Raw genomic sequence first — 25431 nt, 5'->3', positions numbered from 1 at the left:
GGATTTGTTATATGGATAAAAAATATAATAATTTTGTATCAACTAATAAAATTTATATGATTGTAATAGCTTTTCTTACCATTCTATTATTATATTATAGTAGTTTTTATATAAAAATTTTAAGTGTAATTATATATATATCACTTGTAGTATATAATTATAAAATTTCAAAATCAAAAAGACATGAATGGAAAAAGTTTATAGAGAACTTTTCCTTTAAACTTGATAATGCGACAAGAAATTCTCTTATAAAATTACCATTTCCATTAACTATTTTGGATAATAGGGGAGAAATATTATGGTATAATCAAAAATTCTCTTCTATAATGAAAAATGAAGATATATTGGGGGCAAACATTAATAATTTTATAAAAAAATTTAGTGTAAGGCAGATATTAGAAAAAAGAAAAAGTATATTTAGATTCATACAATTGAATGATAAATATTATGATATATATGGCAATGTTATAGATTCATCCGAAAATAAGGATGAAAAAATAGTCATATTATATTTTTACGATGCTACAGAATTATTTAAAACTCAAAGTTATATAAATAAAAATAAATATGATGTCATGCTTATTGAAGTAGATAATTTTGATGATGTATTAAAAACTGTTGAAGAAGGTAAAAGACCACTTATTATAGCAGAAATTGAAAGGAGTATAAATGCATATTCTCAAAAACTTAAAGCAATGTTCAGAAAGTATGATGTGAATAAATATGTTCTATGTACGCAGGATAAATATATTAAAGAAGAGATGAAAAAAAAATTTGACATATTGGATACTATAAGGAAAATAGACATGGGAAATAAATTAGAAGTAACCTTAAGTATAGGGGTTGGTCGTGGGGCAGAAACTCCAATGGAGAATGAAAAATATGCATCATCTGCTAAGGAACTTGCTTTGGGCAGAGGTGGAGATCAGGCCGTTGTGAAAAATAAAGAAAAATTATTATTTTATGGCGGTAAAACTAAAGAAGTAGAGAAAAGAACTAAGGTTAGAGCCAGAGTTATATCCCGAGTTTTAGTAGATTTAATAAATGAAAGTAGTAAAATATTTGTAATGGGTCATATAAATGCAGATATAGATTGTTTAGGGTCTGCTGTTGGATTGCATAGAACTGTGAAATCACTTGGAAAACAGTGTTATATAATAGGTGATTCTATTAATAGCAGTATAAATATAATTTTAGATAAAATAAAACAGGAAGAGGATTATAATGGTGTATTTATAAGTAGTAATGATTGTATTGATAATTTAGATGTAAATAGTCTTTTGATACTTGTAGATGTCCATAATAAAGGCAATGTAAGCAACATTGATGTAGTTAAAAATTCAAAGAGGATAGTTATAATAGATCATCATAGGAAATCAACGGATTTTATAGAAGGATCCCTTTTAAATTATATAGAGCCATATGCATCATCTACATCTGAATTGGTAACTGAAATGCTTCAGTATATGACTGAAAATCCTGTGCTTAAACCAATAGAAGCAGAAGCATTACTTGCCGGGATATGTGTTGATACTAAAAATTTTGTATTTAAAACTGGTGTAAGGACTTTTGAAGCAGCTTCTTTTTTAAGAAGACTTGGAGCAGATACAATTAATGTAAAAAAATTTTTTACCGATAATTTAGATATGTATCTAAAGAGAGCTGAAATTATTAAATCAGCAGAGGTTTATGAAGGTATTGCCATAGCAGTATGTCCAAATAATATAGAAGATATTGTATTATCTGCTCAAGCTGCGGATGAACTACTAAATATTACAGGTATTCAAGCTTCATTCGTTTTTGTTAGAATAAAAGATGAGATATACATTAGTGGAAGATCTCTAGGTGATGTGAATGTTCAGCTTATACTCGAAACCTTAGGAGGAGGAGGTCATATGACTATGGCAGGTGCAAAACTTAAATCTATTACCATAGATGAGGCATTACAAGAATTAAAAAATGCTATAAAAAAATACATTAGGGAAGGTGAAGAGTAATGAAAGTTATACTTTTGAAAAATGTGAAGTCTTTGGGGAAACAAGGAGATATAGTTAATACTTCTGACGGGTATGCAAGGAATTACCTTTTTCCGAGAAAACTTGCAGAACAAGCCACAGATACTAATGTCCATATATTAAATAATAAAAAAGAATCAGAAAGAAGACAGAAGTTGGCAGAAATAGAGGCAGCTCAAAAATTGGCTGCTTCGTTAAAGGGAAAAGAACTTAAACTTCAAGTTAAAACTGGTGAAAATGGCAAGTTATTTGGATCTATAACTAATAAGGATATAGCAGACCAGATTGAAAAGAGTTTTAATGTGAAGATAGATAAGAAAAAGGTAGAAATTCCAAATGCTATAAAACAGACTGGAAAGTATGATGTTGAATTAAAATTATATGCAGAAGTTTCAACTAGAATAAAAGTAATTATATCAGGACAATAAGGGGGAAAATATGTGAAGTCACAACTTATAAAAGAAATTGAGCAGCAATTTTTGGACAATATAACGGTAGATACACAAATAAACATATTGTATGAAATGATAAATAGAATCTTTGATAAAGGAACTATTAGAGCTAGAATTGTAAAGTATAAATTAGATAAGTATATCAGCAGTCCAAATGTATATGAAAGATTGTATGCTTTAAATAAAATAGTCAGCAGTGGAAAGGGAATTGAATTAGTACCTACTGAAGAAAATATATATAAAGTATTAGAAGATACAAATAACTTAATTTCTGAACAGATGGCAAGAAAAGTTATCGCTAATAAAATAGAAAAAGGCGTTGAAAAAGACATAGTTGAAAAACAGGATAAATATATAGATGAAATAAGATTAGGTATTATAAAAAAACAGAAGGGTCCTGAAAACGCAAAGACATTGAAGAAATATGCACAACTTGAAGTATTGGATTCCAGAAAATTGAGTAAAAATATACAGGAACTTTTAAGACCAGAATCTTTTGATGAAATTATAGGCCAGGAAATGGCAGTGAAATCAATTATATCTAAATTAGCATCCCCGTATCCACAACACATTATATTATATGGCCCTCCGGGAGTTGGAAAAACTACTGCAGCTAGAATTGCTCTTGAAGAAGCTAAGAAACTTAAGTTTACCCCGTTTGAGGAGAGTGCAAAATTTATTGAGGTTGATGGAAGTACTCTAAGATGGGATCCAAGGGAGATAACTAATCCACTTTTAGGTTCTGTACATGATCCAATATATCAAGGTTCTAAAAGAGATCTTGCAGAAATTGGTGTTCCAGAACCAAAACCAGGTTTAGTAACAGATGCCCATGGGGGAGTTTTATTTATAGATGAAATTGGAGAACTTGATGATATCCTTCAAAATAAATTACTTAAAGTGCTTGAGGATAAAAGGGTTGAATTTTCGTCTTCTTATTATGATCCCGATGACGAGAATACTCCTAAATATATAAAATATTTATTTGAAAATGGTGCACCTGCTGACTTTATTTTAATTGGTGCAACTACAAGAGAACCAAGCGAGATAAATCCGGCTCTAAGATCAAGGTGTACAGAAGTATATTTTGAACCACTTACAGCCAAAAATATAGAGCAAATAGTATTAAATGCGGCTCGTAAATTAAATATAGGCCTAGAAAAAGAGGCAGCAAGCCTTATAAGCAGGTATACTATAGAAGGAAGAAAAGCAATTAATATACTTGCTGATGCTTATGGATATGTACTTTATAATAAGGATAATCACACAGATAGTGTAAATATAAAAGCAAAGGATATAGAAAAAGTTATATCAATAAGCAGACTTATACCTTTTGATAATATAAAGAATGAGAATAAATATGAAGTCGGACATATATATGGATTAGGTGTGAGTGGCTTTATTGGTTCAACTATAGAGATAGAAGCTGCTGTATTTAAGGCTAAAGAAGAAGGTAAAGGTAGTGTAAGATTTAATGATACTGCGGGTAGTATGGCAAAGGATTCAGTGTTTAATGCTGCATCTGTTATAAGAAAATTAACAGATAAAGATATAAATGATTATGATATACATGTAAATGTTATAGGTGGAGGGAAAATAGATGGCCCGTCTGCTGGTGCTGCAATAACAATGTGTATTATAAGTGCATTATTAGATAAGCCTATAAGACAGGATGTAGCAGTAACAGGTGAAATATCTCTTAGAGGTAATGTAAAGCCAGTAGGTGGAATATTTGAGAAGATCTATGGTGCTAGAAGAAAGGGTATAAAACTTGTTGTTGTACCAAATGATAATTTAAGGGAGATTCCATTATCACTTGATGATATAGAGGTTAAAACTGTAAGAAATATTAATGAACTAATGGAATTGGTATTTTAACTTAAATTAATATTCTAGGGAGGAATAAATAATGGATTCACCTCTAAGAAGTATGCCTCATAATATAGAAGCTGAACAAAGTGTAATAGGAGCAATGCTCATAGATAAAACTTCCATAGCAGAAGCTATGGAAGTTTTAAAACCAGAGGATTTTTATAAAGATTCCCATAAAATCATATTTGAATCTATAATAAGTCTATATCAAAAAGATATAGCTATAGATATTATAACTCTTTCTGAAAATCTAAAATCGAGAGATAAGTTAGATACAGTTGGAGGTATAACATATATAAGTGAATTAGGTGGATCAGTTATATCAACTGCTAATATTCAATCCTATATAAAAATAGTAAAAGAAAAATCGACTCTTAGAAATTTGATTAAAGCGTCTACTAAGATTATAGAGGAAAGCTATAGTAATCAGAATGATGTTCTTAAGGTTATTGATTTAGCGGAAAAACAAATATTTAATATAGCAGAAAATAATATAGGATCTGACTTTGAACCTATTAGCGATATTCTTGAAAGAGGATTTGTTCAGATAGAGAATTTGTTTAATAATAAAGGAGAAACGACAGGAATACCATCTGGATTTAGAGAACTTGATTCTAAGACCTCAGGATTTCAAAAGGGTGATATGGTTTTAATAGCGGCAAGACCGTCTATGGGAAAGACAACTTTCGCTTTGAACATAGCTGAATATGCAGCTCTTAGAGAAGGTAAGAATGTTGCAATATTTTCACTTGAAATGTCAAAAGAACAGCTTGCATATAAATTATTATGTTCAGAGGCACATGTAGATATGCTCAAGCTTAGAACCGGAGATTTAGAGGATAAGGATTGGGAAAATATTGCAAGAGTGTCTGGCCCTCTTGGAAGCGCAAAGTTATTTATTGATGATTCAGCTGGTATATCTATAATGGAAATGCGCTCTAAATGTAGGCGATTAAAAATTGAAAGCGGAATTGATCTTATAATTATAGATTATTTACAGCTTATGGCGGGAAGTGGTAGTTCTGAGAGTAGACAGCAAGAGGTATCTGAAATATCTAGATCAATAAAGGCTTTAGCTAAAGAAATGGAATGTCCAATCGTTGCACTTTCACAGCTATCTCGTGCACCTGAAGCTAGAACTGACCATAGACCTATGCTTTCTGATTTGAGAGAATCTGGTTCAATAGAACAGGATGCAGATTTAGTTCTATTTTTATATAGAGATGAATATTATAATAAAGAAACAGAAGATAGAAATATAGCTGAATGTATAATTTCAAAGCAAAGAAATGGTCCTACTGGAACCATAAAATTAGCATGGCTTGGTCAATTTAGTAAGTTTGGAAATTTAGATATTATACATCAAGAGTAAAAATCCTGTTGGATATGACCAACAGGATTTTTCTAATGTATATCTATTTTTGTTTTTGTTTCTTTTCCCTTTTCTAATTTAGGTAAAATAACTTTTAATACACCATTTTTAAATTCTGCATTTATATTATTTTTATCAACATTATCAACATAAAAGCTTCTTTTAAATTCACCATAGGTTCTTTCACGTCTTACATAATTATCTTGTTTATCCTCTACTGAATTATCCCTTTTTGCACTTATAGTTAAATAATTATCGTCATAGTTTATTTCTATAGCTTCTTTATTTATCCCAGGAAGATCTGCCTCTATTTGATAATTATTTTCTGTTTCTTTTAAATCAACCTTGAATCCTTTTCCAAATCCGGATATATTCATTGGCGCAAAGAATGAATCATTAAAGAAATTATCAAATAATTTTTCGAAATCATCACCTCTTTTTGAAAGACCATTATTTCTTCTGAAAGGAACCATATCAAACATATTAAAACCTCCTCTAAAAATTTATATTAAATATTATTTATATGGTACTAAATGTTCTTTATCCTTAGTACATTTATATAATAATACAAAGGTCAAAGAAAGTCAAAGTTCAAAATGTAAGTAAAATGAATAATTTTATAGATATACACATAAATATAAATATAATTTAATTTTATCAGGATAAACTATATATTATAAGTATATATTGATAAAAATAGTAAAATTGGTGTATATTAAAAAGGTTTTATTAAAAAATTTTTGAAAAATCTTTTTAATATGTAGAGGAATCATATATAGTATTCCTTATTTAATTGTTTTTATTAATTTTATTTATGTACATAGATTAAGTACTTGTAGACAAGCTTGCGAAATTTATTGGAGTCGGTGTTATAGTATAATAGAATTATGAATTGAAATATGATGTTGCTTACATAGTTGATAAACTTATACTTGTAGTGTATCATCTAATTATATAAAAAATAACTTTAAAGGGGGAAGGGTTACTATGTCTAATAGTTTTAGTATTGCTGAAATGCTTAAAATTGCAATTCTAATGGAAGAGGAAGGATATAAATTTTATACTAATGGTGCCAAGTTTACTGATGGTAAGACTAAGCAGTTTTTAGTAACTGCAGCAGGACAGGAATTTGTTCATAAAGAGAAATTTTCAAAGCTTTTTGATAAAATTACTGAGAATAAGGAATCTGAATCTGATTATTTATTAGATGACGAAGTAAGTGAATACCTAAGAAAGTTAATTGAAAATAAAGTTTTTGATCAAAAGGAAGAACCAGAGAACGCTTTTGCTGATTTAAAAACAGCTGTAGAACATGCAGTTAAGACAGAACAATTAACGGTACAAGTTTATTCAAAAATGTATGAGGGAATTTCGAATAAAGAAGCTAAGAATATGATGGCTGCTATAATAGATGAGGAAAAATCTCACGTAGCATATTTCTCTAAACTACTTAAAGAAATAGTATAAATTATCGATTTTGCTGTATTAATATAAAGGTATTAATACAGCATTTTTTTATGTATTATTTATTAATTTTAAGTATATAATAGTGATTATTATCAATTTTCTGTTATAATAATATTAAATAGTATAGCATTAATATTAAATATAGTAGTCTTAATATTGATAAAGATATTAATAATTATAGTATATAACTTCTTAATGCAGATATGAATATTAAAAATAATGTCTATGGGGGCAATATTAAAATGAAAAGTAAAAAGTATACTTACATATTTAATGAAGGGAATGCATTTATGAGCAATCTTCTTGGTGGAAAGGGAGCTAATCTTGCTGAGATGACAAATTTAGGAATACCTGTTCCACCTGGATTTACTATAACAACAGAAGCTTGTAATAATTATTATGAAAATGATATGAGGTTTTCTAGAGATATTATAGAACAAGTTGATGAGATGATGATTAAATTAGAACGTAAAACAGGAAAGAAATTTGGGAGCATGGATAACCCATTATTTGTGTCAGTAAGATCTGGTGCTAGAGTTTCAATGCCAGGAATTATGGACACTATACTAAATTTAGGATTAAATGATGAAACAGTAGAGGGATTACATAGGTTAAGTAATGATGAAAAATTTGCCTATGATTCATATAGAAGGTTTATTCAGACATACTCTGAAGTAGTTATGGGGATGGAAAAAGAAAGATTTGAAAGTATTTTTAACGAAGTTAAAGATGATAAGAAAGTCAAATACGACGATCAATTAACTGCAGAAGATTTAAAAGGAATAGTTAATAAATATAAAGATCTATACAGGATAGAAACAAAAAATGATTTTCCACAGAATCCTAGAGAACAACTATTTAAAGCTATATCAGCTATATTTAAATCATGGAATAACGAAAGAACTGTAAGTTATAGAAGATTAAATAATATTCCAGAAAAATGGGGAACCGCTGTCAATATACAGCTAATGGTATTTGGCAATATGGGAAAGGATTCTGGCACTGGGGTTGCATTTACCAGAAACCCTATTACAGGAGAAAATTCATTATTTGGTGAGTATCTTGTAAATGCTCAAGGAGAGGATGTTGTTTCAGGTATAAGAACGCCAAGTGCTATATCTAAGTTAAAGGAGCAGCTGCCGGAATGTTATAATCAGTTTATTAGAATTTCTAGAAAGTTAGAGGAACATTATGGGGATATGCAGGATTTGGAATTTACTATTGAACAGGGAAAACTATATTTTCTGCAAACAAGGGATGGTAAAAGAACCTCTCAAGCGGCTTTAAAAATTGCTGCTGACTTGATAAATGAAGCTATCATAACAAAAGAAGAAGCCTTAACGAGAGTTGACAAAGATAAATTAGAATCACTCTTATGTTTGGGTACTAGATATAAAAGATTAAATGGAATAGATTTTAAATTGAAAGAGTTAACAATATAATTATTTCACTATTAGTAAATTGCACCCAATGTCATATTTCATGTAAAAATAGAAACTATAGGATTTGTAATTCCAAACTTAAGTTATACTCCAGTTGACATTTCCAAAATACGTCACGTAAAAAATTTCTAGTAAGTCTAAGTTCGTATTTATAAAAATCTAAGCAGATTTTATAAACTCGCAGGCTCAAACATATAAAATCTACTAAGGTTTTCAAAAATACTTCACTAAGACTTACTAAAAAATTTTTTAATGTGCCTACATTTTGGAAATGTCAGCTTACGTATAACTTGAGCCTGGAATTACAAACCCTATACATACGGTGTTTCTAATCTGTATAAACAAATAAAATGATATTGAAAATGCTCCCTTCTAAGTAAACAAATTTTATTATTCCACTCGTTATACTACCTAGAAGAGAGTATATCAATTTTTTAAGTGACTATCTTGTTATCATCTCTAAATCTTTTGAATCCAATAGTCCTTGTTTTTTATTTCCCGGTAAGTTCGACGCCCCGGAAAAACTCCATGGCTAGATGCAGGGAATGGCCGTATACAATTTCATCTGGTGTATGTTCCGGCCAGTAGACAGCAGTCTTTGCTTCAAATCCATCTGTTATAGGTTTAAATTGGTGATAGGGACTGTTGACTTCAGTCACGCCATCTGCCAGAAAAGTTCTGCCAGCCATTGACATAGGGAAGCTAGGATCTTTATCTGCTTGAATTTGTTTGCCTAGAGCAGAAACATCAACTACATTTACATTGACCAAAGTAGGTGTTCCGTACATACCGAAAGGTTCTATGCCAAGGAGCTTGCCGTCATCGAACGAAACATGGCAAATGAAATGTTCTGGGTTTAGGCTGTGGCTGCGCCGTGATAAAGATTTGTCCACAGAGGATATGTTCTCTTTGGTTGCAACCTTATATCAGGATGGAATGTCAGCGTTTGATAAAAGTCAGCAGCAGTGAATTATTAATGCCTATCCATACTTATTTGCATAAAAAACAGACCGTCTATACACTACTTTTTAAAAACAATAATAGACGATCTGGTCTGTTTTACTTTTTAACCTTTGGTGCTCCCAAGAGGATTCGAACCTCCGACCTACTGATTACGAATCAGTTGCTCTACCAGCTGAGCCATGGGAGCACATTCTTAGTATATCTTATTTAAAGTCGCTTAACTATTTAATTTTAATACAATTTACGGTTAATATCAATACGTAAATATATTTTTATTTCATACTTTCTTTATTGATATTTTATTTATTTAGAATTATTATAATTATAAATAAATAGTTAATGGGGGAAAATTAGATATGATACAGGAACTTGTTAAAAAAAATAGGTCATATAGAAGGTTCTATCAGAATGAAAGCATTTCAGGAGAAACTTTAAAAGGATTAGTGAATATTACAAGGTCAACTGCATCAGGTGCAAATCTTCAGCCTCTAAAGTATATTATCTCAAACATAGAAGATAGAAATGAAAAAATATTTAAAACTTTAGGATGGGCAGGGTATTTAAAAGATTGGAATGGTCCTGAAGAGGGAGAGAAGCCAAGTGCATATATTTTGATACTTAATGATACATCAATAAGCAAGAATCCATCATTTGATCCTGGAATAGCAGCGCAAACTATACTTCTTGCTGCTGTTGAAAAACATTTAGGTGGATGTATGCTTGCAAACATAAATAGGGAAGAATTAAAGGCAAGCTTAAATATTGATGATAAGTATGAAATTATATTAGCATTGGCGATTGGAAAACCAAAGGAAGAGGTTGTACTTGAGCTTGCAAATTCAAATGGTGATATAAAATATTGGAGAGATGAAAATAAAGTGCATCATGTTCCAAAAAGAAGTTTGGATGAAATAATTTTAAATATATAATGTTGTTATATATGTCCCGGGTAATAATACCGGGTGAAGTTAAAATGTGTTAGTAATTTAGACTTAATTACTAACACATTTTTAGTATATTATCTGGCAAGGGTTAATATATTTATTATATCCTCTTTACCTAATTTTATAAATTGACCAACAGTTTTTGTATTATTCTCCGTACATTTATTTGCCATTTCTTCAAATCTATTATCATCTATATTAGCATCAGACAATTTAGTAGGAAGACCTATTTTCTTAAAAAATTGCTCAAGTCTTGAAATACCTTCTAATGCAATATTTTCATATGAACTAAATGATAGATCCACATCCCATACTCTAACAGCAAATTGAACAAATAAGTTTACATTGTGTTTGTAAACATATTTCATCCATGCAGGAAATACAATTGAAAGACCTGCTCCATGAGCTATATCATAAATTGCACTCAATTCATGTTCAATTTTGTGTGAACCCCAATCACCTATCCTGCCAGTGTTTAAAAGACCATTATGAGCTATTGTACCAGACCACATAATTTCAGCTCTTGCGTCATAATTTTTGGGATGTTTTATTAAAATTTTAGCATTGTTTATGACAGTTTTTAAGGTTGCTTCACACAATCTATCAGTAAGATCTACATGATCAACATTTGTAAAATATCTCTCCATTGTATGAGCCATGATATCAGATATTCCGCATGATGTTTGATAAGCGGGAAGGGTATATGTAAGTTCAGGGTTCATTATTGAAAAAGTAGGTCTTATAAGTTCAGAATTTAGTCCCTTTTTATATAAACCATCTTCATTTGTAATTACAGAACTATTGCTTGATTCGGTTCCGGTAGCAGGCAGAGTTAAAATTACAGCTATAGGTAATGCCTCTTTAACTTTGACTTTTCCAATATAAAAGTCCCATACGTCTCCATTATAAGGAACTCCAACAGCAATTGCTTTAGCCGTATCAGCTGCACTTCCTCCTCCAACAGACATGACGAAATTTATATCATTTTGACGACATAAATCTATTCCTTTCTTTACAAGATTTAATCTTGGGTTTGGTTTTATACCTGAAAGCTCAATAAATTCAATATTGTTTTCTTTTAGAGACGTAACTACTCTGCTATATAAACCAGATTTTTTTATGCTTCCACCACCATAGCATAATAGTATTCTGTTAGTATATTTTTTTATTTCTCTGCCAATATTATTTTCAGTGCCTTTCCCAAATATGATTCTAGTAGGATTTCTAAATTCAAAATTGTTCATTAATATCACCCCTTTTTTATTATTAAAATATAATGATTTTTGGCACAAAATTATATTTAAGTAATATTCATATATAGTATATATAATATTTATGAATAATTAAAGAATATTGCATGTGAAATTATAATAGAATTATAGAATTGAGTGGCGTTAGAGGGCATTAAACTTGCAATTAATAGGTTGTGTTTTAATTTGACAGAAAATAAACTTAAATAGTATAATGTATTGACAGCTTGTTTAAGGCTTATATTATATTATTTCAGGAGGTGAAAATTCGCAATATTTAACCAAAGCGCCAGAACTTAAGTTTATATTTAAAATGTAAATTTTACTTGAGTTGACGAGGATGGGGAGTATCGAATCTTCGGCGGGTGCCCCACGGTATCGCACTACCGTTAACGATTGATAAAAGCAGAAAGTAATTTCTGTAACAACATCAATCTGGTGTTAAAACCTTAGTTGCCTTTATTATTACTCTCTTCAAATTTTAAATTTAGGAGAGAATAGTTATTTATTGCCAAAATAAGGAGCTGTAAAAATAATTTTAGGTAAAAATAAAACAATAAATAGTAATGGAAGATAAAGAAAGGGAGATTTTTATGTGCGGAATAGTTGGTTATGTCGGAAAAAATCAGGCTCAGTCAGTCTTGATTGAAGGATTGAGTAAACTTGAATATAGAGGATATGATTCTGCAGGTGTTGCTATACTTGATGGTGAACGAATAAATGTTATGAAATGCAAAGGCAGACTTGCAAAACTTGAGGAAAAGCTTAATAAGGAACCTTTAGAAGGAAGAGTAGGAATAGGGCATACAAGATGGGCAACTCATGGTGAGCCTTCAGATATGAATTCACATCCTCATAGTAATTATGAAGGAACTATAAGTGTTGTGCATAATGGAATAATAGAAAATTATGTACACTTAAGAGAATGGTTGGTATCAAAAGGATATAGATTTGTTTCGGATACAGATACAGAAGTTATACCTCATTTAGTTGATTATTATTATGATGGAGATTTATTAGATGCAGTTATGAAAGCTACGGCTAAACTTGAAGGAAGTTATGCAATAGGAGTTATATGTTCAAAAGAACCAGATAAAGTTGTGGCAGTAAGAAAAGACAGCCCGCTTATTGCAGGAGTTGGAGATGGTGAGGCATTTGTAGCATCTGATGTTCCGGCAATATTAAATCATACAAGAGATGTATACTATTTAGATGATAAAGAGTTTGTAGTATTATCTAAAGATGGAGTAGAGATATACTCGGCTGAGGGAGAAAAAATAGAGAAAAAACTTAATCATGTAACCTGGGATGCTAATGCAGCAGAAAAAGATGGATTTGAACATTTTATGATGAAGGAAATCTATGAACAACCTAAGGCTATAAGAGATACTATGATTTCAAGAGTTATGCCTAATGAACCTATAAAATTAGATGATATAAAGATTACTAAAGAACAACTAGAGAGCATCCAAAAAATTTATATAGTGGCTTGTGGAACAGCATATCACGCTGGAATAGTAGGAAAATATGTGATAGAAAGACTGGCAAGAATACCTGTAGAGGTTGATATTGCCTCAGAATTTAGATATAGAAATCCTATTATAGATAATAAAACTTTGATGATTGTTATAAGTCAATCTGGGGAAACTGCAGATACCTTAGCAGCTTTAAGAGAAGCAAAAGTTCATGGTGCGAGAGTAATAGCAATTACGAATGTTGTTGGAAGTACTGTATCAAGGGAAGCCGATGATGTTTTATATACTTGGGCAGGACCTGAAATTGCAGTTGCATCGACTAAGGCTTATACAACTCAGCTTATTACTATGTATATGCTGGCATTATTCTTTGCACAAAATAGAAATACTATAACTAAAGAAGAGGCAGAATCAATAAAAAATGATATGCTTGAACTTCCTGAAAGAGCAAAGAAAATGCTTGAGCAAAAAGAAGTCCTCCAGAAATTTGCTTCAAAAACTTATATGTACAAGGATATGTTTTTCCTTGGGAGGGGTCTTGACTATGCAGTAGCAATGGAAGGTTCACTTAAACTGAAGGAAATATCATATATACACTCGGAGGCTTATGCTGGTGGAGAATTAAAACACGGAACTATAGCATTAATTGAAGATGGAACTATAGTAGTGGCGCTTGCAACTCAGACTGATCTGTATGAGAAAATGATAAGTAATATAAGAGAGGTTACAACAAGAGGAGCAAAAGTCCTGGGATTCACAGTGGAAGGCAATACTGATATGGAAAAAGCTGTTGATTCGGTATTATACGTGCCAAAGATCAATAATATACTTTTGCCGGTTCTTACAGTAATTCCACTTCAACTTTTGGCATATTATATGTCGGTTCAAAAAGGATGCGATGTTGATAAACCGCGTAATCTTGCGAAGTCAGTTACTGTTGAATAATTATTATTAACTAATATAAATTTTAGCAGTGAGGCTATACATTCTTATTCGAAAGAATGTATAGCCTTTACTTTTAGGTGATGTAAGTTTAATGTAAAAAAAACATTAAGGAATATAATCAGTTAAAACGCTAAATCCAATTGAAGCTATACATCCAAGTCCTAATCCAGTAAAAAGTTGAAAAATAAAGAGTTGAGTATAACTGCTGCAGCGTGAAGTTAAGTATACTGATACTGACAAAAAAATAGTACCTATCATAATAAGACCTTTTCTATTAAATTTTCCCGCAAGGCAACCCCAGAAAATTGACGAAAGAGATGTAATTAAAATATTAATAGCTGAAACAATTCCTAATGAATACACGTGTATATTCAAATCATTTGCAATAGATGAAAAAAGTGGAGGGAATAATCCTATAATTATATTATCAAAAGCTGTTAGATATACAGGATTTAATGATATCTTCTGATATAGCATTTACGAGAGGAAGTCCAAATGTTATGATGGAAGTTATAGCATGCAATGTCCCATTAATAATAACAGGTGCCCTACCAGGGCAGGAAGAGGAAAATCCGAAATTTATTGAAAAATACAATCTTGGAGTAGTATGCAGTGATATTAATAACATACAAAGCATTATCAATAGTCTGATTACAGATGGTGGAATTAGACTAAACAAAATTAAACATGCTCAAAAAGTCTTTAGTAATCCATATACTGCAGAAAATATTGTGAATTTTATTTTAAGCATAGGTAACGATTTTAGTAAAGTTGAAATACAAAATGCAGTTCCATTAGTTGGTAAAAATTTGGATAAACATATTATATATAAATAAGTATTTATGAGAACTAAATAGTTATATTTTCAATAACATGAGCTAAAACCTTTAGGCTCATATTATTATAATATTAAAAGTAATTTTTCTAAATTTAAATAGTAAATAGTTTCCTTTCAGAAATGAGGAAGGTTTATACGGTTTGCTATGCATAGTAGTAATAAAATTTTCACTACGTAAACAGGAAGAAGGAAATTTTAATGTGGATATTATTTGCATTTGGCTCAGCATTTTTTGCTGGAATTACAGCTATTTTAGCTAAGATTGGAATAAAAAAAACAGATTCTAATCTGGCAACTGCAATCAGAACTATTGTTATATTAATTTTTTCATGGCTAATGGTTATTATTGTTGGATCCCAAAATATGATTTGTCAAATAAGCAGACAAAACCTGCTTTTTTTGATATTGTCAGGACTGGCAACAGGAGCTTCCTGGCTTTGTTATTTTAAAGCCCTTCAGCTTGGAGATGTAAATAAAGTAACACCAATTGATAAATCAAGTACAGTATTAACTATGATTTTAGCTTTTATCTTATTAGGTGAAAAGATTACTTGGATAAAATTTATTGGCATGTGTGCTATAGGAATAGGAACATACATGATGATAACTAAAAGGAAAGTGGAAAACAAAGAAATCATAGATAGCAGATGGTTATTTTATGCGGTCTTTTCAGCAATATTTGCAAGTTTGACTTCAATTCTTGGAAAAGTAGGAATCAGTGGAGTTGAATCAAATTTAGGAACTGCAATTAGAACAATTGTTGTATTACTTATGGCGTGGGTATTAGTTTTGGTTTCAAAAAAACAAAATGAAATTAAAAACATTGATAAAAGAAGCTGTCTATTTATTTGCCTTTCAGGAATTACAACAGGAGCTTCCTGGCTTTGCTATTATAGGGCCCTACAAAATGGACTTGCAAGTGTAGTTGTACCTATAGATAAATTGAGCATTGTTATTTCAATTGTATTTTCATATTTTATTTTAAAAGAAAAACTTACGAAAAAGTCATTTTGTGGATTAATAATAATCGTCATAGGTACTTTATTACTTTTAGTGAAATAGTTTTGGAAATCCCGACTGGAGGATGAATCAAACTTTTATTTATAAACCCTATATGAAATATACTTCTATTTGCATTAAATTTTTTTGAATTTGATATAATAACAAACACCTGCTCTTGCAGCTTAAACTAATTTTCTCATAGTTAATATATTTCTCCTGAATTTTTATAAAATTTTGTTTTATTTAGTAATAACTTTTCAATCTTCATATAAATTTCTTCAATTATATTTTTTAATAATAAGTTATATAAGTAGTTTGTAATAAACACCATAATATATGCACTAATGACATCTAAAGGATAGTGATTTCCAACATATACTCTTGAGAATCCCACCATTATTGATAATATTGTCAGTATAATTTTAATTATCCTATTGTACCTTCCTAAACCTAAGGCTATACTCATTGTTCCTGTGGCATGATCACTTGGAAGGGATGCATCTTTAACATGTGGAACTAATAAATTAACCTTATTATGTACAAAAGGTCTATCCATATAATATATACTTCCAATTATAAAACTCAGCATTAAATTAATTACTGTAACAATAAATGTATTTACAGATGCTTTTCTATAATTATCATTTCTTTTGATAATTCCCCAAATAAATACTAATGCAACAATACCCATAAAGATATACGGCACATCCTTTGAAAAGAAAATCATTATCTTGTCCAGAACTATATTTTTATTTGCTAGGTTGTTTATTAATCTAAAAAACTCCATATTCATATTAAAATATCCTTTCTGTTTTATGTTTTTGTATACAACTGTGAAAATTTATTATTATATTACCTTTGGAACATTAAAATTACATTAAAGTTTCTTGGTATATTTTAAAGATGAGGAACGGAGTTTATTTCACCTTATTATTTTTTCGAAATTTAATAACATAACAAATTTTATAGAAGCTTAAGGTTATCTTAATGTAATTTTAATTTTAAGTGTAGATAATGTATAACATAACGAATCATAATAATTTAATAAGGATGGGAGAAAAAATGAGATTTATAGAAACTTTGATTAGTATGCTGCTGCACCTTGATAAATATTTAAATGTGATAGTACAAAATTATGGTATATGGACTTATGGGATAATATTTTTAATTATATTTTGTGAAACTGGATTAGTTGTCACCCCGTTTTTACCGGGAGATTCAATTCTGTTTGCGGTAGGAGCACTTGCGTCTATTGGATTACTTAAAATTTTTCCGCTGTTTGTAATATTTTATTTAGCTGCTGTACTTGGAGATACTGTAAATTATCACATAGGACATAGAATAGGAAACAGTATTTTTCAAAAAGAAAATATTAAATATATAAATAAAGAATATCTTAGAAAAGCACATGATTTTTATAAGAAACATGGATCAATGACTATAGTACTAGGAAGATTTATACCTATCATAAGAACATTTGTGCCATTTGTTGCTGGAATTGGAGAAATGAGTTATTTAAGGTTTATAATTTATAACATGGTAGGTGGTTTTTTATGGGTCACACTATTTTTAGGAGGAGGTTACTTCTTTGGGGGATTACCTTTAGTAAAACAACACTTTTCTTATATAGTAATTGCTATTGTAATAATATCTATTATTCCCGCAGTAGTTACAGTAATTAAAGAAAAGAGAAATAAGGATGATATTACTAATATGGAATTTTAATAACTATATTTTTTATAATACATCTGAATTAAAATAACAGTTACTATGAAGATGGGGTGAACTGTATCTTCATTTGCTATTGCAGAAACGCTCTATGTATGTTTTAGCCAGTATAAGTTGATTTTTATAATTTTGCACGTGGGTTATTTATCAAATCTGCCTGTTTTTATTAATAAAGTAATGTATACTTAAATGAATTTATGGTTTGATATATTAGGTATGGAGATGATAATTTGAGGAAGTTTAAAATTCTTTTAGTAGAAGATGAAAAACAGATGTCAATGTTTATAGAAATGGAGCTTATCCATGAAGGATATGAGGTTGATACTGCCTATGATGGAAGAAAAGCTTTAGAGAAAGTAGAAAAAAGGGATTATAATTTGATACTTCTTGATATTATGATACCAGGTTTAAATGGTTATGAAAGTACTATTTGGTGTTATGGCTGCTGCTGATTTTATTGGAATTATTGCTTCGATTTTGCTAGGATATTTAGTAAGTAAAAGAATGCTTAAACCTATTGATTATATAACTAAAACAGCTGAAAATATAAGCATTAATAACCTAAATGATAGGCTTGAAATAAAAGGCCCTGATGATGAGCTTAAAAGGCTTGCAAGTACCTTTAATAAAATGATAGAGAGACTTCAGGAAGCCTTTGATAGGCAGACTCAATTTGTGTCTGATGCATCCCATGAACTTAGAACTCCGATTGCTGTTATACAGGGATATGCTAATTTGCTTGATAGATGGGGAAAGGACGATAGAGACGCACTAGAAAAATCAATTTCAGCAATTAAACTTGAAGCTTCTAATATGGGAGATTTAATTGAAGGTCTTCTTTTTTTAGCAAGAGGGGATAATGATACACAATTGATTGAAAAGGAAGAATTTTATCTTAATGAATTAATTGATGAGGTTGTTAGGGAAAGTAGAATCATAGAAAAAAATCGCATAATAGAGAGCAGTAAAAATGATAATATAATGATTTTTGCAGATTATAAGATGATAAAACAGATGCTTAGAATATTTATTGATAATAGCATTAAGTTTACTCCAGCTGGTGGTGAAATAGACGTAAGTTCGATGGTTTATAATGATACTGTTCAAATAATAGTTTCGGATAATGGTATTGGAATTCCCCAGGATGAAATCAAAAAAATATTTAATAGATTTTATATTGTTGATAAATCACGATCAAAGGAAAAAGGTGGTTCTGGACTTGGACTTTCTATTGCTAAGTGGATTGTTGATGTACATGCTGGAATTATAGATGTAAAAAGTAATGAAGATAAGGGAACGAAGATAATTGTATCATTAAAATTAGACTGAGATTTAAATGCTCTCATAGTGATATTTGTAATACTGATAGGATATAATATTTTTAAGCATTTGCTCATTTTTGTGTTAAAATAAGTTTGGATTAAGGAATATTTGTAAATTTTTTGTAAAAGTTGAGGTATGGAAGATATTATGAAAATAGATTCAATTATTTTTGATTTAGATGGAACGTTGTGGGATTCAACAGAAGCTTTTGAGGTGTTTTTTAATAAGGCGCTTATTGGAAAGGTGAATTTACAGAAAACAGTGACAGGAGAAGATATAAAAAGAGCATTTGGGCTTCAGATAGACGAATTTATTTTCTGTATATTACCTTATTTAGATAGTGAATCTCATAAAAAGGTGGTAGGCATATTTGATAAAACCTATTGTAATTACGTAAATAAATATGGGGGCAAGCCATATAAAAATATGAAAGAAACTATAAAATCACTTTCTAAAAAGTATTCATTGTTTATTGTAAGCAATTGTCAGCGTGGGTATATAGAAACTTTTTTAGAGGAAACTGAACTTGAAGCATACTTTAAAGGCAGAGAATGTTCTGGAAATACAGGTCTTTTAAAGAAGGATAATATAAAACTTATAGTTGACAGATATGCTTTAAAAAATCCTGTATATATTGGAGATACACAACTTGACTGTGATTCTGCAGAAGGAGCAGGTGTTCCATTCATATTTGCAAGTTATGGATTTGGAAGTGTTAGAAATTATAATTATATATTAGATGATATATCAGATTTAAATGAAATAGAAAAAATGTAATGTTTTAAACTAAAGAAAACTCGAGACTTTCAACAGTACCGGGTTTTCTTTAGTTTAATATAGAGGTGTATTTAATGAATATAATAAAGACTATTTTAAATGATTTTCCTGTAATTATTTTGGATGGTGCATTAGCAACAGAACTTGAGAAAAGAGGTTTTAATATAAATGACTCTTTATGGTCAGCTAAAATACTTGCAGAGAATCCTAAGGCAATAGAAGATGTACATTATGATTACTTTGTATCTGGAGCCGACTGTGCTATAACTTCGAGTTACCAAGCTACAATTGATGGTTTCATGAATAAAGGTTATACTAAATCCCAATCAGAAAGTTTTATAAAAAGGTCTGTTGAGATCGCAAGAAACGCCAGGGATAGGTTTTGGGCAGAAACATCAAATAGAAAGAATAGGCATAAACCTTTTATTGCAGGTTCAGTAGGTCCTTATGGTGCTTATCTTGCAGATGGGTCTGAGTATAGTGGTAATTATGAGGTAAGTGAAAAAAAACTAATTGATTTTCATAGAACAAGAATAAAGTTTCTAGTTGAAGCTGGTATCGATATTTTAGCTTGCGAGACAATTCCGGGTCTGACTGAGGCAAAGGTCATTGTCAAGTTACTTGAGGAATTTCCGAAGATTTATGCATGGATAAGCTTTAGCTGCAAAAATGATCATGAAATAAGTGAAGGTACTACTATTAAGGAATGCGCTAATTTCTTAAATTCATGTGAACAAGTAGCTGCAGTCGGAGTAAATTGTACAGCACCTAAATATATAAATTCACTTATAGGGGAAATAAAAAAAGTATCTAATAAACCAATAGTTGTTTATCCGAATTCAGGTGAAAAATATGACGTTTGTTCTAAAACGTGGTATGGTGATTCTTCAAGTGAAGCTTTTAGTATTGCTGCACGGGAGTGGTTTAAAAATGGGGCTAAACTTATAGGGGGCTGCTGCAGAACCACTCCGGATTATATAAAGGCAGTTTTTAAAATTTTAAAGAAATAATAGTAAAAAATGTAGGGAAAATTAATTCTCTACATTTTTTGCTATATTTTACTGTCTAATTAATGTAATAAATATATAAATTAATTAATAAATATCAAAAAAAGGAGAATAATAAATTTATTAATAGAAGGAGGTGAAAATATGAAGAACAGTCAATCAACAATAAATAATAATATACAAAATTTAAAAAACATGATTGGAAATAAGTCTGAATTAATAATAAAGAATATATTTATCGGAAATAAAAATTCATTAGATGCTGCGGTAATCTACATGAATGGTTTAGTTGACAGAAACATAATAGATAGAGATATATTAAAGCCATTGATGCTCTATATAAACGAAGACATATCAAATGTAGAAAATGTAAGTGATTATTTAAATAAAAAGTATATTGCAGCAAGTAATACTAGCATGGAAAATGATATGGGTAAACTTGTTGATGATATAAATAATGGTAAGACTGCGATTATAATTGACAATGCTACAGAATTTATAATTGTAGATACGTCAGGAGGCAGTTATAGACAGATATCAGAACCAACCACTGACATATCTTTGAGAGGGCCAAGAGAAGGATTTGTTGAAAATTTGGATACAAATATAAGTATAATGAGACGAAGAATAAAGGATAAAAATTTGAAGATACATAAGTTTAATATAGGGAGAAGAAGCCATTCAAATCTTGTGATAATGTTTATTGATGATATAGCAGATAAAGAACTTTTAAAAAACATGGAAGAAAAAATAAATAAAATAGATAAGGATTATGTATTTGGCACTAGTGTTATTGAACAAATTATAGAAGAGCATGGTTATAGTGTATTTCCACAAACAATAGGAAGTGAGAGACCTGATGTTATAGAGGCATCACTTATGGAAGGAAGATTGGCTTTTTTGCTTGAAGGCACCCCATATGTTACAACATACCCGACGGCATTTATAGAATTTTTTCAAACTATAGAAGACTATTATGGAAGGGTGACGCAAGCTGTATTTCAAAGATTTTTAAGATTTATTGCAGCGATTATTGTAATTCTACTGCCAGCTATATATATAACTTTTATTAAATTTAATGCAGGACTTATACCTGTTCAGTTTGTTGAAGCCCTAATTGAAGCAAGAAGAGGAATAATACTTACTCCCTTTATGTCACTTATAGGAATACAGATTATAATAGAGTTTTTGAGAGAAGGTGGATTAAGACTCCCAACCAAAATTGGGCAAACTTTAAGCGTGGTTGGAGGTATCATAATTGGAGATGCAGCACTTCAAGCCAAAATTATAAGTTCGACAACTTTATTAGTTGCAGGTGTTTCAACAGTTGCTTCATTTGTAATATCAAATTATCAAATGTCAATTTCAATAAGGTATTTATCATTTCCAATGATTATACTGGCTAACTGGCTTGGTGTACTTGGAATAATAATTGGATGTTTTTTTATACTTGCATATCTTTGTTCACTTGAAAACTTTGGGGTTCCATATTTTGAATTTAAATGGAGCGATATGAAAGATACATTTGTAAGAGCACCTATAAAGGATATGATTAAAAGACCTGAAATAGTACCAAATACTAATCCCATAAGGCAAAGAAGACCTGGGAGGAAGAGCAATGAATAACATTCAGAATACATTCTTAACTTCAAGTCAGTTAACAATATTTTCTATAGGTATATTCCTTGGAGTTGGTTTACTGTACTCTCCTAATGTAGTCATAAAGGATGTTGGGCAATGTGGATGGATTAGTTGTATAGTAGGTGCACTGTATCCTATAATTATAAGTACAATTGCAAATCATGTTTACAAGAGGTATCCAGATGACGATATTATGGCGCTTAGTACAAGGTTCCTTGGGAAAATAATAGGTAATATATGTAACATTATATTTGTTACTTTCTTTATATTTATAGAATCAGCTGAACTTACTGCAATGAGTAATGTATTCAAAGTTTATACAACAACATTTTTAAAGGATTATCAAATATTTTTTACTACTATGACTGTTGTAGTTTATGTGGCATATAAGGGCATGAAACCACTTGCCAGATTGAACGAGGTACTCTTTTATATGACAACGGTTTTAGTCCTTATACCGGTAATAGCACTAAAGTATGGAAGTATTTTAAATATTATGCCCGTATTTGATTGTGGAATAAAAAATCTGCTTAAATCAGGGTGGGATATGAGTTTCTTGTACACGGGTGCAGAATCATTATTTCTAATTTACCCTTTTTACAAAGAAAAGGATAAATTTATGAAATGTAATCTATTAGCTATAGGTTTCACCACGTTTGTTTATGTATTGATTACTTTTTGTACCATATTTTATCTGGGAATAGATATTTCACCGAAGTATCTGTGGCCAGTTTTAACATTATCAGATAGTGTAGATATACCGGTAATAACCAGTTTTAGATATATATTCATGTCACTTTGGGCATTAACGATATTTAGATGTTTATCAATCTACCACTTTTTCTCTTCCTATGGACTTAGCAGAATACTACCAAAGGTTTCTTCACAGAAATTTTCAATAATTTTATATCCCGTAATTATAATTTTATCTAGTTTATATGGAACCACAACTATGAGGCGGCACTATACCGATAAAATAATGCCTTATTATGTTATATTTAATTTTATTTATATTATAGTAGTAACAATTCTATTACATTTAAAAAAAGGTGATAATGTTGAAAAAGCATAAAATATTGCTGATTATTATGATAATACTAATTTTTGTTTCGTGTTCTATTAATGCAAAAGGTGAGGTAATTGAAAATTTGCAAATACCTATTGCATTTGGTGTAGATGTGGATACAAATTGCTCAACTGAAACATATGTTATCTCAACACTGATACAGACATTTGGAGATGGGGGTAAGGCATCAAGCGATATAATTACATCCAGTGGTAAGACTATAGGTGAAGCAAGACAGAGCAGACAATTGAAATCGGATAAGAGATTTGCATTCGGGTTAGATAGAGTATTTTTTTTAGGAGATAGTGCATGTAGATATGGTTTAAGAACTCTTATGGATATAAACTTAAATGATCCAGACTTAAATGATAGAGCCACATGTGTTGTTTGCAAAGGTAATGCAAAGGATATGCTGAAGCATAAAATGAAGGGCCAGGAGAACCAGGCTGAATATATTGAGGGAATGGTAAAAAATTTAAAAGAGTATAATTTTTTTCCGCAACAATATACTATTATGGATGCTTTAGTTAGGATAGACTCAGAAGGAAGAAATTTGCTTTTGCCATATATAGAATTTAAAGATGGAGATATTCAAACCACAGGACTTGCAGTGTTTAATAGAGATAAAATGATTGGAAAAGCCAATTTGGAAGAGTCAAAAACGATAAATCTACTGAGGGAAAATAATGTGAAAGGAATAATTACACTTGAGAAAAATCAGAAAAAATACATGAATTTTTATGCCACATCTAAAAGAAAAGTTAAATGTTACAGAGAAAATGATAAATATAAATTTGTAATAGATTTAAAGCTTGAAGGATTTATATTAGATAATGAATTATTTAAGAATCTTTATAATGATCCAGCTAAAATCAGAGAGCTTGAGAGTGATATCGCCAGTATGGCGCAAAAAATATGCAATGAAACTATATACAAAATAAGAGATAAGTATAAAACTGATATTTTAGAGCTTGGAAGAGTTGCCGCAGCTAAGTACGGAAGAAAAAAAGGCATAGATTGGAATAATGTTATAACAAATTCTAACATTAAGGTTAATGTAAGTGTTAAGGTTAATAATCAGGGAAGAGGTGATTATTGATATATTTAATTTACTATATTTAAGGATATTTTGGTATGAAAATTATTTTACCAGAATATCTTTTATTTTTTAGCTAATTGTTTGACTATAGATTTTTTAGTGTGATAACTGAAAATAGTAGTATATAATATTAAATAGTATTTGAAAGGGGATGGATCAAGTGATATTTTTTGGGCATTTGGGACTTACAACTGGTGCTGTAAAAATTGGAGAGAAGATAGGTAAATATACTGATATTGATTATAGATTTGTGCTTATAGGTGCGATATTACCGGATCTTATAGATAAACCAGTGGGAGCAGTATTATTTAGAAGTACATTTCACAATAGCCGAATATTTGGACATACAGTATTATTTTCTACTATAATTATTTTACTTGGAATATATCAGTTTAAAAGGAATAAAAATAACAGTATTTTATTTTTAGGAGTAGGCAGTGCCATACATTTAATACTTGATAGCATGTGGATTTATCCACATACGCTTTTTTGGCCGTATTTTGGTTTGAGGTTTCCTACAAGACCAGAGGGTCAATGGGTTAGAAGTGATTTAGTGCGGCTTGTGTCTGATCCTAAGTACTATCTTTCAGAGTTTACAGGATTTATAATAATTGCGCATTATTTTATCAGGCTTATTAAAAATAAAAATTTAAAGGCATTCTTAAAGGATGGCAGATTATAAGAGCTTATAAGAGCTCTTTTAATTTGTAAAAGTGAATACAATTTTTACAAATTAATGTAATATAATAGAAA

21 protein-coding genes, 1 tRNA gene and 3 pseudogenes are annotated in these 25431 nt (G+C 30.1%); 19 read left to right on the top strand and 6 right to left on the bottom strand.

The features are described from left to right. Positions 1–11 precede the first annotated feature (11 nt). From D4Z93_RS12995 to D4Z93_RS12980, 4 genes are read left to right on the top strand one after another with little or no spacing between them, the layout of a single operon-like run. Entirely contained in the window at positions 12–1997 is a 1986-nt protein-coding gene (locus D4Z93_RS12995; RefSeq protein ID WP_119974119.1) for a DHH family phosphoesterase, read from the top strand. Then, positions 1997–2443 (top strand): 50S ribosomal protein L9, encoded by a 447-nt coding sequence (gene rplI, locus D4Z93_RS12990; protein ID WP_119974117.1) that lies wholly within the window; start codon positions 1997–1999, stop codon positions 2441–2443. The genes D4Z93_RS12995 and rplI overlap by 1 nt, the downstream gene beginning before the upstream one ends. A 12-nt stretch (positions 2444–2455) precedes the next feature. Further along, positions 2456–4345: a Lon family ATP-dependent protease gene (lonC, locus tag D4Z93_RS12985; RefSeq protein ID WP_119974116.1), complete on the top strand. Its 1890-nt coding sequence runs from the start codon at positions 2456–2458 to the stop codon at positions 4343–4345. Positions 4346–4376: 31 nt separating this feature from the next. Continuing rightward, a complete protein-coding gene (locus D4Z93_RS12980; protein ID WP_119974114.1) occupies positions 4377–5711 on the top strand; it encodes a replicative DNA helicase in 1335 nt (444 codons plus the stop codon). A 32-nt stretch (positions 5712–5743) separates the two neighbouring features. On the opposite strand, the gene hsp18 is transcribed toward D4Z93_RS12980, so the two are convergent. After that, positions 5744–6193: a heat shock protein Hsp18 gene (gene hsp18 / locus D4Z93_RS12975; protein WP_119974112.1), complete on the bottom strand. Its 450-nt coding sequence runs from the start codon at positions 6191–6193 to the stop codon at positions 5744–5746. A 505-nt stretch (positions 6194–6698) separates the two neighbouring features. Here hsp18 and D4Z93_RS12970 point away from each other — a divergent pair. Both D4Z93_RS12970 and D4Z93_RS12965 read left to right on the top strand, forming a co-directional pair. After that, the gene (locus D4Z93_RS12970; RefSeq protein ID WP_119974111.1) at positions 6699–7178 is read left to right on the top strand and encodes a ferritin family protein; all 480 of its coding nucleotides are present in this window, start codon (positions 6699–6701) and stop codon (positions 7176–7178) included. A 242-nt stretch (positions 7179–7420) separates the two neighbouring features. Continuing rightward, positions 7421–8554 (top strand): annotated as a pseudogene (locus D4Z93_RS12965) (PEP/pyruvate-binding domain-containing protein); the annotation flags it as partial. A gap of 557 nt (positions 8555–9111) precedes the next feature. Here D4Z93_RS12965 and D4Z93_RS12960 read toward each other — a convergent pair. Together D4Z93_RS12960 and D4Z93_RS12955 are read right to left on the bottom strand one after the other, a co-directional pair. Beyond that, complete coding sequence (locus D4Z93_RS12960) at positions 9112–9513, bottom strand: hypothetical protein (protein WP_119974108.1); 402 nt, start codon at positions 9511–9513, stop codon at positions 9112–9114. A 181-nt stretch (positions 9514–9694) separates the two neighbouring features. Next, positions 9695–9770, bottom strand: a tRNA-Thr gene (locus D4Z93_RS12955). 169 nt (positions 9771–9939) lie between these two features. On the opposite strand from D4Z93_RS12955, the gene D4Z93_RS12950 reads away from it, so the two are divergent. Further along, positions 9940–10512, top strand: coding sequence for a nitroreductase family protein (locus D4Z93_RS12950; RefSeq protein WP_119974106.1), 573 nt, complete (start codon positions 9940–9942; stop codon positions 10510–10512). A gap of 89 nt (positions 10513–10601) precedes the next feature. On the opposite strand, the gene D4Z93_RS12945 is transcribed toward D4Z93_RS12950, so the two are convergent. Continuing rightward, positions 10602–11771, bottom strand: coding sequence for an iron-containing alcohol dehydrogenase (locus D4Z93_RS12945; RefSeq protein WP_119974104.1), 1170 nt, complete (start codon positions 11769–11771; stop codon positions 10602–10604). 599 nt (positions 11772–12370) lie between these two features. Between D4Z93_RS12945 and glmS the strand changes: the two genes are divergently transcribed. Continuing rightward, a complete protein-coding gene (glmS, locus tag D4Z93_RS12940; RefSeq protein ID WP_119974102.1) occupies positions 12371–14197 on the top strand; it encodes a glutamine--fructose-6-phosphate transaminase (isomerizing) in 1827 nt (608 codons plus the stop codon). A gap of 108 nt (positions 14198–14305) precedes the next feature. Here the strand turns inward: glmS and D4Z93_RS12935 are convergent. Further along, positions 14306–14674: pseudogene (locus tag D4Z93_RS12935) on the bottom strand (MFS transporter); the annotation flags it as partial. Positions 14675–14697: 23 nt separating this feature from the next. Here D4Z93_RS12935 and D4Z93_RS12930 point away from each other — a divergent pair. After that, positions 14698–15033, top strand: coding sequence for a glycosyltransferase family protein (locus tag D4Z93_RS12930; RefSeq protein ID WP_199798395.1), 336 nt, complete (start codon positions 14698–14700; stop codon positions 15031–15033). A 200-nt stretch (positions 15034–15233) separates the two neighbouring features. Next, positions 15234–16097: an EamA family transporter gene (locus D4Z93_RS12925; RefSeq protein WP_119974100.1), complete on the top strand. Its 864-nt coding sequence runs from the start codon at positions 15234–15236 to the stop codon at positions 16095–16097. Positions 16098–16239: 142 nt separating this feature from the next. On the opposite strand, the gene D4Z93_RS12920 is transcribed toward D4Z93_RS12925, so the two are convergent. Continuing rightward, positions 16240–16830: a phosphatase PAP2 family protein gene (locus tag D4Z93_RS12920; protein WP_119974098.1), complete on the bottom strand. Its 591-nt coding sequence runs from the start codon at positions 16828–16830 to the stop codon at positions 16240–16242. 269 nt (positions 16831–17099) lie between these two features. Between D4Z93_RS12920 and D4Z93_RS12915 the strand changes: the two genes are divergently transcribed. From D4Z93_RS12915 to D4Z93_RS12875, 9 genes and pseudogenes are all read left to right on the top strand, one after another. Continuing rightward, a complete protein-coding gene (locus D4Z93_RS12915) occupies positions 17100–17762 on the top strand; it encodes a DedA family protein (protein WP_119974096.1) in 663 nt (220 codons plus the stop codon). A gap of 233 nt (positions 17763–17995) precedes the next feature. Further along, positions 17996–18187 (top strand): annotated as a pseudogene (locus tag D4Z93_RS12910) (response regulator); the annotation flags it as partial. Next, entirely contained in the window at positions 18177–19094 is a 918-nt protein-coding gene (locus D4Z93_RS12905) for a sensor histidine kinase (protein WP_119974094.1), read from the top strand. The pseudogene D4Z93_RS12910 and the gene D4Z93_RS12905, both read left to right, overlap by 11 nt. A 141-nt stretch (positions 19095–19235) precedes the next feature. Beyond that, positions 19236–19865 carry an HAD family hydrolase gene (locus D4Z93_RS12900; protein WP_162920310.1) on the top strand — a complete coding sequence of 210 codons (630 nt, stop codon included), beginning with the start codon at positions 19236–19238 and terminating at the stop codon, positions 19863–19865. A 74-nt stretch (positions 19866–19939) separates the two neighbouring features. Next, complete coding sequence (gene mmuM / locus D4Z93_RS12895; RefSeq protein WP_119974091.1) at positions 19940–20875, top strand: homocysteine S-methyltransferase; 936 nt, start codon at positions 19940–19942, stop codon at positions 20873–20875. Positions 20876–21016: 141 nt separating this feature from the next. After that, a complete protein-coding gene (locus tag D4Z93_RS12890) occupies positions 21017–22498 on the top strand; it encodes a spore germination protein (protein WP_119974089.1) in 1482 nt (493 codons plus the stop codon). After that, positions 22491–23585 carry a GerAB/ArcD/ProY family transporter gene (locus tag D4Z93_RS12885; RefSeq protein WP_119974087.1) on the top strand — a complete coding sequence of 365 codons (1095 nt, stop codon included), beginning with the start codon at positions 22491–22493 and terminating at the stop codon, positions 23583–23585. The genes D4Z93_RS12890 and D4Z93_RS12885 overlap by 8 nt, the downstream gene beginning before the upstream one ends. Next, positions 23569–24678, top strand: coding sequence for a Ger(x)C family spore germination protein (locus tag D4Z93_RS12880; protein ID WP_243105955.1), 1110 nt, complete (start codon positions 23569–23571; stop codon positions 24676–24678). The genes D4Z93_RS12885 and D4Z93_RS12880 overlap by 17 nt, the downstream gene beginning before the upstream one ends. Before the next feature lie 160 nt (positions 24679–24838). Beyond that, positions 24839–25360 (top strand): metal-dependent hydrolase, encoded by a 522-nt coding sequence (locus D4Z93_RS12875; protein WP_119974085.1) that lies wholly within the window; start codon positions 24839–24841, stop codon positions 25358–25360. The last annotated feature ends 71 nt before the right edge of the window (positions 25361–25431 follow it).

The sequence above is a fragment of the Clostridium fermenticellae genome, assembly GCF_003600355.1.
Lineage (GTDB): Bacteria > Bacillota > Clostridia > Clostridiales > Clostridiaceae > Clostridium_AV > Clostridium_AV fermenticellae.
This window is presented reverse-complemented; position numbering and strand designations above follow the sequence as displayed.

Excerpts from the sequence above, each read along its gene's own strand:
- D4Z93_RS12995 (WP_119974119.1), top strand. The coding sequence starts at position 12 with ATGGATAAAAAATATAATAATTTTGTATCAACTAATAAAATTTATATG.
- rplI (WP_119974117.1), top strand. The coding sequence starts at position 1,997 with ATGAAAGTTATACTTTTGAAAAATGTGAAGTCTTTGGGGAAACAAGGA.
- D4Z93_RS12980 (WP_119974114.1), top strand. The coding sequence starts at position 4,377 with ATGGATTCACCTCTAAGAAGTATGCCTCATAATATAGAAGCTGAACAA.
- hsp18 (WP_119974112.1), bottom strand. The coding sequence starts at position 6,193 with ATGTTTGATATGGTTCCTTTCAGAAGAAATAATGGTCTTTCAAAAAGA.
- D4Z93_RS12970 (WP_119974111.1), top strand. The coding sequence starts at position 6,699 with ATGTCTAATAGTTTTAGTATTGCTGAAATGCTTAAAATTGCAATTCTA.
- D4Z93_RS12950 (WP_119974106.1), top strand. The coding sequence starts at position 9,940 with ATGATACAGGAACTTGTTAAAAAAAATAGGTCATATAGAAGGTTCTAT.
- D4Z93_RS12945 (WP_119974104.1), bottom strand. The coding sequence starts at position 11,771 with ATGAACAATTTTGAATTTAGAAATCCTACTAGAATCATATTTGGGAAA.
- glmS (WP_119974102.1), top strand. The coding sequence starts at position 12,371 with ATGTGCGGAATAGTTGGTTATGTCGGAAAAAATCAGGCTCAGTCAGTC.
- D4Z93_RS12930 (WP_199798395.1), top strand. The coding sequence starts at position 14,698 with ATGATGGAAGTTATAGCATGCAATGTCCCATTAATAATAACAGGTGCC.
- D4Z93_RS12925 (WP_119974100.1), top strand. The coding sequence starts at position 15,234 with ATGTGGATATTATTTGCATTTGGCTCAGCATTTTTTGCTGGAATTACA.
- D4Z93_RS12920 (WP_119974098.1), bottom strand. The coding sequence starts at position 16,830 with ATGAATATGGAGTTTTTTAGATTAATAAACAACCTAGCAAATAAAAAT.
- D4Z93_RS12915 (WP_119974096.1), top strand. The coding sequence starts at position 17,100 with ATGAGATTTATAGAAACTTTGATTAGTATGCTGCTGCACCTTGATAAA.
- D4Z93_RS12905 (WP_119974094.1), top strand. The coding sequence starts at position 18,177 with ATGGTTATGAAAGTACTATTTGGTGTTATGGCTGCTGCTGATTTTATT.
- D4Z93_RS12900 (WP_162920310.1), top strand. The coding sequence starts at position 19,236 with ATGAAAATAGATTCAATTATTTTTGATTTAGATGGAACGTTGTGGGAT.
- mmuM (WP_119974091.1), top strand. The coding sequence starts at position 19,940 with ATGAATATAATAAAGACTATTTTAAATGATTTTCCTGTAATTATTTTG.
- D4Z93_RS12890 (WP_119974089.1), top strand. The coding sequence starts at position 21,017 with ATGAAGAACAGTCAATCAACAATAAATAATAATATACAAAATTTAAAA.
- D4Z93_RS12885 (WP_119974087.1), top strand. The coding sequence starts at position 22,491 with ATGAATAACATTCAGAATACATTCTTAACTTCAAGTCAGTTAACAATA.
- D4Z93_RS12880 (WP_243105955.1), top strand. The coding sequence starts at position 23,569 with ATGTTGAAAAAGCATAAAATATTGCTGATTATTATGATAATACTAATT.